This window comes from Streptomyces sp. TRM64462, from assembly GCF_013362995.1.
Taxonomy (GTDB): domain Bacteria; phylum Actinomycetota; class Actinomycetes; order Streptomycetales; family Streptomycetaceae; genus Streptomyces.
On the sequence record NZ_JABWDV010000006.1, the window covers coordinates 1 to 5,750 of the forward strand.

3 protein-coding genes are annotated in these 5,750 nt (G+C 72.1%); 1 reads left to right on the forward strand and 2 read right to left on the reverse strand.

The features are described 5' to 3' along the window. Positions 1-106 precede the first annotated feature (106 nt). On the reverse strand, positions 107-1,426 hold the full coding sequence (locus tag HTZ82_RS00145; protein ID WP_175407164.1) for an extracellular solute-binding protein: 1,320 nt from the start codon (positions 1,424-1,426) through the stop codon (positions 107-109). A 326-nt stretch (positions 1,427-1,752) separates the two neighbouring features. Here HTZ82_RS00145 and HTZ82_RS00150 point away from each other — a divergent pair, with 326 nt between their 5' ends. Further along, a complete protein-coding gene (locus HTZ82_RS00150; protein WP_175407165.1) occupies positions 1,753-4,524 on the forward strand; it encodes a glycosyl hydrolase in 2,772 nt (923 codons plus the stop codon). A gap of 81 nt (positions 4,525-4,605) precedes the next feature. Here the strand turns inward: HTZ82_RS00150 and HTZ82_RS00155 are convergent, their stop codons facing one another. Further along, complete coding sequence (locus HTZ82_RS00155) at positions 4,606-5,655, reverse strand: LacI family DNA-binding transcriptional regulator (protein ID WP_175407166.1); 1,050 nt, start codon at positions 5,653-5,655, stop codon at positions 4,606-4,608. Positions 5,656-5,750: the final 95 nt, after the last annotated feature.

A 5,750-nucleotide genomic window follows, 5' to 3' on the forward strand; every position in this document is an offset into this window, starting at 1 on the left:
GGGCCCGGCGGGGGTCCGACGCGGTCCGGCGGGGGTCCGACGCGGGCCCGGCGAGGGCCCGGCGGGCGGGGGCCGGGGGCGGAGGCGGCGCCCCGGTGGCGGGGCGTCAGCCTATGACGTTGGCCACGCCCTTTCTGGCGTTGGACCAGGCCTTGTCCGGGGACGTCCCCTTGCGTTCGACCTCGCTGAGCGCGTTGGTGATCTGGTCCGCGACGTTCTTGTCGTGCACCCCCAGCACCTGCACCGGCGCCGCCTTCGCCGCGTCGCCGAAGATCTGCCCGATCGGCGCGTCGGAGAAGTACGGGTCCTTGGCGTCCGCGACCTTCGCGATCGCGCCCGTCGACGACGGGAAGTTCCCCTGCTTCTGGAACAGCTTGGCCTGCTGTTCAGGCGCCGTGAGCCACTTGATCAGCTCGTACGCCTCCTTCTTGTGCTTCGCCGCGCGCGGCACCGACAGGTACGACCCGCCCCAGTTCCCTGCTCCGCCGGGCAGCTTGGCGATGTCCCACTTGCCCTTGCCGGCCTCACCGGCCTGGCCCTTGATGTAGCCGAGCATCCACGCGGGGCACGGGAGGGTGGCGAACGACCCGGCGGCGAACGCCTGGTTCCACTGCGGCGACCACTGGTCGAGCTTGGCGCTCAGCCCGGCCGCGGCGGCCTCGGTCGCGGCGTTCCAGGCGGCCTTGACGGCCGGGTTGTCCTCGTAGATGAGCTTGCCGGAGGCGTCGTAGTACCGCTCCTCCTCCTGGCCGATCATGATGGTGAAGAGGCTGCCCACGCTGTCCAGCCAGGCGCTCTTGTCGGGCGCCTTGGCCTTGTACTGCTTGCCGAGCGCCAGGTAGCCGTCCCAGGTGGCCCACTTCTTCGCGAGCTCTTCGCGGTCGGTCGGCAGGCCGGCCTGCGCGAGCAGGTCGGTGCGGTAGCACATCGCCTCGGGCCCGACGTCCGTCCCGAGCCCCAGCACCGCCCCGTCCTTGGTGGTGGCGGCCGACCACTTGGCGTCGGCGAACTGGTCCTTGAGCTCGCCCGCCCCGTACTTCGTCAGGTCCTCGAACTTGTCGGCCTGCCGCTGTGTGACGGAGGCGATCCGCCCGACCTCGATGCCCTGGACGTCGGCGAGCCCGCCACCGCCCGCGAGCCGGGTCTGCAGGGACTTCCAGTAGTCCTGCTCGTCCTCGGTGTCGGTCTGCTTGATGGTGACGCCCGGGTGGAGCTTCTCGTACTCGGCGTACAGCCCGGCCTCCTTGTAGCCGAACGAGCCGAAGAGGTCGACGGTCAGCGTGACCTTGCCGTCGGCGGCGCCGGACGCGCCGTCCGAGGTGCCGCCTCCGCAGGCGGCGAGCAGGGCCCCGGTGAGGGCGACCGCCCCGAGTCGTACGGCGGCCCTTCCGGCCCTTCCGGCTCTGGCGGCTCGGGCGATGGGCATGAGAAGCCTCCCTTGGCTTCGATCGAGCGGGGACCATGTCCCGAGAGGCGCTGAGAGCGCTCTCAAGAATGTGGGGGGAGCGTGCCCCGCCAGGCCCCGTCCCGTCAAGACTCGAACGCGTAACGGCCGACTTGCCGTCCAACTACCGCCCGCGTCCGGTCTATTGACAGCCCTGTTTCAGGAGTTTTACGTTCCAGGCACTTGAGAGCGCTCTCGAAGACTCGAATGGCTCGAAGCCCTCGAAGCCGTCGAAGCCTTCGAAAACCCTCCAACACTCCCGAACGCCTCTCCCGCCGCCCTCACCATGAGGTGACCCAGTGATCCCCATGAGAACCCCCCGCACAGGCGTACTGACCCTGGCGGCCGCCCTGGCCGCCGCCGCCCTCACCGGACCCGCCGCCTCCCCGGCGTCCGCCGCCACCGTCCCCGTCGGCGCGGGCAGCTACTCCGACACCCGCCCGCCCGGCACCTCCGGCCCCACCACCAACACCGGCACCCCCGTCACCCCCAAGGTCACCCCGGCCGCCCACGGCAAGCCGGTCCCCACCAACGACTGGTGGTCGTCCCTCGCCTTCCAGCGCTACGGCGACAACCCGTACTCCACCCCCATGTACGGCCACCCGCTCACCTACCAGGCCACCTCCGCCGGCCTCGACATCGGGTATCCGACCACCCCCGCCGTCGTCGGCGAGGGCCGCCAGTACGAGTACGCCCACAAACGCGACCTCACCCTCGGCCTCACCGGCCTCAACTCACCCGACACCAAGGCCGACGCCTGGTCCGACTGGACCGTCACCCCCTACTGGTCCGACGGCGCCCGCACGCTCCGCGCCACCATCGGCCACGGACTGCCCTTCGTCTACGCCAAGGGCACCGGCGGCAGCGCCCAGGTCACCACGGCCTCCGCCCCCACCGTCTTCGCGGACCAGGGCAACGTCCTCGGCATCACCGTCGCCGGCCACCACTACGCGCTGTTCGCCCCCACGGGCACCGACTGGACGGTCTCCGGCTCCACCATCACCGCGGGTCTCGCCGGCAAGGACTACTTCTCCCTCGCCGTCCTCCCCTCCACGAGCGCGCTGGCCACGTACAAGAAGTACGCGTACAGCTTCGTCACCGGCTCCCGGGCGTCCTGGAGCACGAGCGCCGGCACCGTCCGCGCCACCTACACGCTCACCACGCAGCCCCAGGAAGGCACCGAGACCGGCACCCTCCAGGCCCTCTACCGCCACCAGTGGCTGCACACCACCGACCCGCTCACCCCGTACACGTACGTCTCACCGCGCGGCACCATGAAGGTCCGCGAGTCCCGCACCTTCACCACCACTCAGCGCGCCGCCGGCGTCCTGCCCGCACTCCCCAGGGCGTCCGGCACCGACACGGCCCGCCTGCGCGGCTACCTCAACGAGGTCGTCAGCGCTCCCGACCCGTTCTCCGGCGCCACCGACACCTACTGGACAGGCAAGGCGCTCGGCCGGCTCGCCCAGCTCGTGCCGGTCGCCGACCAGATCGGTGAGACCGGCACCCGCGACCGGCTCCTCGGCCTCATGAAGGGCCGCCTCCAGGAGTGGTTCACGGCGGGCGGCGCTTCCGAGTTCAGCTACGACCGCACCTGGCGGACCCTGATCGGCTACCCCGCCTCGTACGGCAGCGACACCGAGCTGAACGACCACCACTTCCACTACTCGTACTACGTCTACGCGGCCGCGATCGTCGCCCAGTACGACCCGGCCTGGGCCGCCGACTCCGCGTGGGGCGGCATGGTGAAGACCCTCGTCCGGGACGCCGCCAACCCCAGCCGCACCGACTCCGCGTTCCCCTTCCTGCGCGGCTTCGACGTGTACGCGGGCCACAGCTGGGCCTCCGGCCACCAGGGCTTCGCCGCCGGCAACAACCAGGAGTCGTCCTCCGAGTCCACCAACCTCAGCGCGGGCCTCGTCCTGTGGGGCGCCGCCACCGGCGACACCACCCTGCGGGACCTCGGCACCTTCCTCCTCACCACCGAGTCCGAGGCCATCGCCCAGTACTGGTTCGACGCCGACCAGCAGGTCTTCCCGTCCTCCTTCGGCCATGACACGGCCGGCATGGTGTGGGGGAGCGGCGTCGCCTACGCCACCTGGTGGACCGCCAACCCCGAGGAGATCCACGGCATCAACGTCCTCCCCGTGACCGGCGGTTCCCTCCACCTCGCCGCCCGCAAGGACGCGATCCGCCGCAACATCGCCGAGATGGAACGCGAGAACGGCGGCCCCGCCGTTGAATGGCGCGACATCCTCTGGGAGTTCCAGTCCCTCGCCGACCCCGGCGCCGCGAAGGCCAAGTGGGACGCGGGCCACGCCTCGTACACACCCGAGCAGGGCGAGTCGAAGGCACACACCTACCACTGGCTGACCGGCCTCGACACGCTCGGCGCGCCCGACCCGTCGGTGACCGGCGACCTGCCGACGTCGGCGGTCTTCACCAAGGGCACGGTACGGACCTACGCGGCCCACAACCACGGCTCCACGGCCCGCACCGTCACCTTCTCGGACGGCGCCAGGCTCACCGTCCCGGCCCGCTCCACCGCCACGGGCACAGGCACCGCCGACCCCACCGAACCCGGCGACCCGGGCCCCTCCACCGGCAGCACCTTCCAGCTCCGCACCGGCGGGGCACTCACCACCGCGACCGGTGGCACGGCGGGCAGCGACACCATCGCGTCGGCCGGCGGCGCCAACCACGACGGAACCCCGTACCAGCCCCTCGTGTACGAGGCCCGCGGCGTCACCGGCACCCTGAAGCCCGGCGCCGCCACGGCCTTCCGCCTCCAGGTCGACGCCGGGACCACCGTCGCGCTCGGCCAGCAGGCCCGGATCAGCTACGACCTCACCGGCGACGGCACCTTCGACCGCACGGAGACGTACCACTACTTCGCGACGGACCCGGTCACCGGCTGGGAGGAGTACAACCAGACGCGCGGCCTGAAGGCGGCCACCGGCACGCTCGGCCACCTGCGGAACGGCACGGTCCGCCTGGAGGTGTGGCCGGCCATCGGCAACGGCACGGCACGGCTCCAGACGGGCACGGACCGCTCGGTCGTCGTCATCCCGTACGAGTAGGGCGCGTAGGAACAGAGCTCGTACGAGCAGGGCCTGTACGAACAGGGCCTGTACGAGCAGGGCCCGTACGAGAACCGGAGCTCACGCCGACGCCCGGCGTACCAGCTCCGTCGGTGTGATCACCGAGCCCGGGGCGGCACCCGCCGTCCCGGGCTCGCCGTCCTGCTGGAGGCTCCGCATCAGCAGCCTGACCATCAGCCGCCCCATGCCCTCGATGTCCTGGCGGACCGTCGTCAGCGGCGGGTCCGTGGCCTCCGCGACCGACGCCATGTCGTCGAAACCGACCAGCGCGACGTCCTCCGGCACCCGCAGCCCGCGCTCGCGCAGCACCCGCAGGGCACCCGACGCCATCAGGTCGTTGCCCGCGAACACCGCGTCGACGTCCGGGCGCCGCTCCAGGAGCCCCGCCATCGCCAGCGCGCCGCTCCCCTCCGTGAAGTCGCCCCGCGCGACCAGCTCCGGGTCGGCGTCGAGCAGCACGTCCCGGTAGCCGGCCAGCCGGTCCGCCGCCGACGTCTGGTCGTGCGGCCCCGCGATGTGCGCGATCCGCCGCCGCCCCAGCGACAGCAGATACCGCACGGCCTCGCGCGCCCCGCCGCGGTTGTCGGCGTCCACGTACGGCACGGCCGGCTCACCGCTCGCGCCGGGCCAGCCCGGCCGGCCGCCGAACACGGCCGGCACCTGCACGCGCCGGATCACCGACGGCAGCTCGTCGTCGTCGTGCACCGAGAAGGCGAGGGCGCCGTCGACATGGCCGCCGCCCAGATAGCGGGCGACCCGCTCGTAGTCCCCGGGGCCCTCCACCCACAGCAGCACCAACTGCGAGTCGTGCGCGGTCAGTTCGCGACTGATGCCACGCACCTGCTGCTCGAAGAACGGGTCCGAGAAGATCCGGAACTCCGGCTCCGCGATGATCACGGCCACCGCGCCGTTGCGCCGCGTCACCAGCGTGCGCGCCGCGTGGTTCGGGATGTAGCCCAGCTCGTCGACGGCCCGGCGCACCCGGTCCACCAGCGGCTGGCGGACCCCCGCCCCGCCGTTCACGACGCGGGACACCGTCGCCCGGGACACCCCGGCACGGGCCGCGACGGCTTCCAGGGTGGGACGGGCCCCAGGGGTCGGATCGGGCAAGGCGGACTCCTCGGGCGGTGTGTGGCAGGGTGTACACCCGTCAGAATATCCGGTCACGGCGATTCTGAGAGCGCTCTCACTCCGGACCCCGGGAC